This window comes from Pseudomonas sp. (assembly GCF_026224925.1).
Taxonomy (GTDB): domain Bacteria; phylum Pseudomonadota; class Gammaproteobacteria; order Pseudomonadales; family Pseudomonadaceae; genus Aquipseudomonas.
This window is the reverse complement of record NZ_JAMFRV010000686.1, coordinates 1-4637: the sequence shown is the minus strand read 5'-3', so window position 1 is coordinate 4637 and position 4637 is coordinate 1. Positions and strand designations below refer to the sequence as shown.

Below are 4637 nucleotides of genomic sequence, written 5' to 3'. Positions count from 1 at the left end.
TTTCGGCGGCGCCACCGTGGTGTCCGCAGTCGGTCACTGGTTTGGGGCTGACGGCTACATTGATGTTCCTCCATTTCTGGTCGGTGCCATCGCGGTGGGACTGATCTCCGCGTCGTATCAGGCGGAAGTTTATCGCGGCGCTTTTATCGCCGTGCCCAAGGGCGAGCTGGAAGCCGCGCTGGCCATCGGCATGTCCAAAGCCATGCGCATCCGGCGCGTGTTGATCCCGCAAATCATGCGTTACGCGCTGCCGGGTCTCGGTAACGTGTTGCAAATGAGCCTCAAAGACTCGGCACTGATTTCGGTCATCGGCCTGGTTGAATTGATGCGCGCCAGTCAGGTGGCAGCGGGCTCTACCCGCCAATATTTTACCTTCTACATCGTCGGTGGCGCGCTGTACCTGGTCCTTACAGGACTCTCCGGTCGCATTTTCAATATCGCTGAAGCTCGCGTGCGCCGTACGCAGCGCCGCAGCCCCACACAGTCTTGAGACAGGAGAATATCCAATGATCGATTTCGCCTTTCTCGCCGATACCATGCTTAAGTTGCTGGCTGCTTTGCCCACCACCCTGACGCTGTTTTTCTGCTCGCTGGTGCTGGGCTTGACCCTTTCCTTGGGTATCGTTGCGATGCGCGTGAGTCGCTGGGCCATCCTCAGCTACCCGGCGCGCTTCTACATCATGATCTTTCGCGGTACGCCGCTGCTGATCCAGATGTTCCTGATCTATTACGGCCTTGGCCAATTCCCGGCGATTCGCGACAGTTTCGCCTGGGTGGTGCTGAAATCTCCGTACGGTTGCGCGGTGCTTTCCCTTGCCATGTGTACGGCGGGCTACACCGCAGAAATCATCCGCGGCGGCCTACTTAGTGTTCCCCACGGGCAGATCGAAGCGGGCCAGGCCATCGGTATGTCTCCGTGGGCGCTGCTGTACCGGATTATTGCCCCGGTCACGCTGCGTCAGGCGCTGCCGGCATACTCCACTGAGGCGATCTTGCTGGTCAAATCCACCGCCTTGGCGAGTCTGGTGACGGTCTGGGATGTCACCGGCGTTGCGCAGCAGATCATCCAGCGTACGTACCGCACCATGGAAGTGTTCCTGTGTGCCGCGCTGATTTATCTGGTGCTGAATTTTCTGGTAGTGCGTGCGGTGGCCTGGATCGAATACCGCCTCTCGCCTCATCTTCGTGAACGACCTGCCGGGGTTTTGCCGAAATCGGCTAAATCAAAAACTACCGTTACGTCACCCACTAATCCCTGATTCGCTACGGAGCTGGTCATGACTTCTCAATCAAATACCGCCCTGTCGGTGAGCAACATTCAAAAATCCTACGGCTCGGCGCATGTGCTTAAGGGCATCTCGCTGGACGCGCACAAAGGCGATGTGATTTCGATCCTGGGCGCCAGTGGTTCGGGCAAAAGTACCTTTCTGCGCTGCATCAATCTGCTGGAAACGCCAGACGAAGGCAGCATCAGCCTGGACGGTGAGGCCATTGAAATGGCCCGTCATCGTGACGGCCGCCTGCTGCCAAGTAATGCGCGCCAGGTCGAGCGCATGCGCAGCCGCTTGGGCATGGTGTTTCAGAACTTCAACCTGTGGTCGCACATGACCGTGCTGCAAAACGTGATTGAAGGTCCGATGCGCGTACTCAAGCGCCCACGTGCCGAATGCATCGAAGACGCCGAACAACTGCTGCATAAAGTCGGCCTCTACGAGCACCGCAATCATTACCCGGCGCATTTGTCTGGCGGTCAGCAACAGCGCGTGGCCATCGCTCGGGCATTGGCGATGAACCCGCAAGTGATGCTGTTCGACGAACCGACCTCGGCCCTCGACCCAGAGTTGGTGGGCGAAGTGTTGCGGGTTATGCGTTCATTAGCCGAAGAGGGCCGGACGATGCTGGTGGTGACCCATGAAATGGGCTTTGCTCGCCATGTGTCGAACCGGGTCATTTATATGCACGGCGGCTTGGTTGACGCACAGGGCACGCCGGCAGAGCTATTTGAAGGCTTGCCGACCGAGCGTTTCCGTCAATTTGTCTCTAGCCACAACCAACGCAACACCGATTGATCCTCTCCCGGTTGACGCCGGCGTGATCACTCACGCCGGCGCCGCGTCTGCTTCGCTACGTTGCTCCCCAACTGTACCTATGGCGCACCGCCGCGAAGGCGTACTGTGGCGAGCTTGAAAGCGCTTTAATGTTTGCTCACAAAATTTTATGCCCGATGCGGAGGCCCCATGTACTGGACGGAATTTCTAACCGTTGCCCTGATTCACTTGCTTGCCGTTGCCAGCCCCGGCCCGGATTTCGCGGTGGTCGTCCGCGAAAGTGTGACCCACGGGCGCAAGGCCGGTACCTGGACCGCCATGGGCGTGGGTACCGCGATTTTTCTGCATGTGGGTTATTCGCTATTGGGCATCGGCCTGATTGTGTCGCAATCAATCGTATTGTTTAACGCGCTGAAGTGGGCCGCTGCGGCGTACCTGCTGTACATCGGCATCAAAGCCTTGCGCGCCAAACCGGCCAGCGCAACGGATGCGCCGGTTGAACTGCCAGTGGGTGAACGCACGGCTCGCGGCGCGTTCACCAGTGGTTTCGTCACCAACGGCCTTAACCCTAAGGCGACGTTGTTCTTCCTGTCGCTGTTCACGGTAGTGATCAACCCGCACACGCCGTTGCTGGTGCAGGCGGGTTATGGCGTGTACCTGGCACTCGCAACGGGTCTCTGGTTCTGCCTGGTGGCGCGGTTGTTCAGCCAACAGCGCGTGCGTGCGGCGTTTGCGCGGATGGGCCACTGGTTCGACCGGACCATGGGCGTGGTGCTGGTCGCGTTGGGAGTGAAGTTGGCGTTTACCTCGGTTCACTAACTCCTACAGATACGAAATCATCCCTTCGGCTGATTTCGCTGGCGACCTACGTCTCTACAGTGCATATTTTTCAGCCACGACTGTGCACTCAGAAAAGGGACTCGTATGTTGCAGACTCGCGTTATTGCTCCAGCTGATTGCGCCTACCAATATCCGTTGTTGATCAAGCGGCTGTTGATGTCAGGCAGTCGCTACGAAAAAACTCGCGAGATCGTTTACCGCGACACGTTGCGCTACAGCTATCCAACCCTTAACGAGCGTATTGCTCGTCTGGCCAATGTCCTGACAAATGCTGGGGTAAAAGCGGGGGATACCGTGGCGGTGATGGATTGGGACAGCCACCGCTATCTGGAATGCATGTTTGCGATTCCGATGATTGGCGCGGTGATCCACACGGTCAACGTGCGTTTGTCGCCGGAACAGATCCTCTACACCATGAACCACGCGGTGGATAAGTTCGTGCTGGTCAACAGCGAGTTTGTGGGGCTTTACAATGGGTTAGCCCCGCACCTGACCACCGTCGAGAAAACCCTGCTGCTCACCGATGCAGCGGATAAAACCGCTGAGTTACCAAACCTTATCGGTGAGTACGAAGAGCTGTTGGCCGCTGCCAGTACCCAGTATGAGTTCGAGGACTTCGACGAAAACTCGGTCGCCACCACGTTTTACACCACTGGCACCACCGGCAACCCCAAAGGCGTGTACTTCTCCCATCGGCAGTTGGTGCTGCACACCATGGGCGTCGCGACGATCATGGGCAGTATCGACAGCGTGCGCTTGCTGGGCACCAACGATGTCTACATGCCCATTACGCCAATGTTCCATGTGCATGCCTGGGGCGTGCCATATGCCGCCACGATGCTCGGGCTTAAGCAGGTCTATCCCGGTCGTTACGACCCCGAGATGCTGGTTGAGTTGTGGCGCAAGGAAAAGGTCACGTTCTCCCACTGTGTGCCAACCATTCTGCAAATGGTCCTCAACGCCAAAGCAGCTCAGAACATCGATTTCAACGGCTGGAAAATCATCATTGGTGGCAGTGCGCTGAACCGCACAACCTATAACGCGGCCAAAGCCAAAGGCATTCAACTGACAGCCGCGTATGGCATGTCCGAAACCTGTCCGTTGGTGGCCGTGGCGCATTTGAACGAAGAAATGCTGGCTTTCAGCGACGACGAACGCACCTCTTACCGAATTAAAGCCGGCGTGCCCGGTGTGCTGGTCGATGCGGCGATTATCGACGAGGAGGGTAACTTTCTGCCCGCCGACGGTGAGACCCAAGGCGAGTTGGTCCTGCGTGCGCCGTGGCTGACAGAAGGCTATTACCGTGAGCCGGAAAAAGGCGCCGAACTGTGGGCGGGCGGTTGGTTGCACACTGGCGATGTCGCCACCCTGGACAACATGGGTGTGATCGACATTCGCGACCGGATCAAGGACGTGATCAAGACCGGTGGCGAGTGGGTTTCGTCACTGGACCTTGAAGACCTGGTCAGTCGTCACCCGGCCGTTCGTGAAGTGGCTGTGGTTGGCATCGCCGATCAGCAATGGGGTGAACGGCCGTTTGCTTTACTGGTGATACGCGATGGGCACAGTATTTGTGCAAAGGAACTCAAGGATCATTTGAAACCCTTTGTCGAAACGGGACACATCAATAAGTGGGCGATCCCTAGCCAGATTGCCCTTGTTGCTGAAATTCCCAAGACCAGCGTTGGCAAGCTCGACAAGAAGCGCATCCGCCTCGATATCATCGAGTGGCAAAAAAACAACAGCACC

The 4637-nt window shown here is 57.6% G+C and carries 5 protein-coding genes; all 5 read left to right on the top strand.

The features are described from left to right. Positions 1-490: ABC transporter permease (locus M0974_RS28730; RefSeq protein ID WP_297845075.1), on the top strand; the 490-nt coding region annotated here is incomplete at its 5' end. Positions 491-506: 16 nt separating this feature from the next. After that, positions 507-1259: an ABC transporter permease gene (locus tag M0974_RS28725; RefSeq protein ID WP_297845074.1), complete on the top strand. Its 753-nt coding sequence runs from the start codon at positions 507-509 to the stop codon at positions 1257-1259. 18 nt (positions 1260-1277) lie between these two features. Further along, the gene (locus M0974_RS28720) at positions 1278-2069 is read left to right on the top strand and encodes an ABC transporter ATP-binding protein (protein ID WP_297845073.1); all 792 of its coding nucleotides are present in this window, start codon (positions 1278-1280) and stop codon (positions 2067-2069) included. Positions 2070-2237: 168 nt separating this feature from the next. Beyond that, complete coding sequence (locus M0974_RS28715) at positions 2238-2867, top strand: LysE family transporter (RefSeq protein ID WP_297845071.1); 630 nt, start codon at positions 2238-2240, stop codon at positions 2865-2867. A 105-nt stretch (positions 2868-2972) separates the two neighbouring features. Further along, on the top strand, positions 2973-4637 hold a 1665-nt coding region (locus tag M0974_RS28710), incomplete at its 3' end, for a fatty acid--CoA ligase (protein WP_297845069.1).

Coding starts and splice junctions, on each gene's coding strand:
- M0974_RS28725 (WP_297845074.1), top strand. CDS start 507: ATGATCGATTTCGCCTTTCTCGCCGATACCATGCTTAAGTTGCTGGCT.
- M0974_RS28720 (WP_297845073.1), top strand. CDS start 1,278: ATGACTTCTCAATCAAATACCGCCCTGTCGGTGAGCAACATTCAAAAA.
- M0974_RS28715 (WP_297845071.1), top strand. CDS start 2,238: ATGTACTGGACGGAATTTCTAACCGTTGCCCTGATTCACTTGCTTGCC.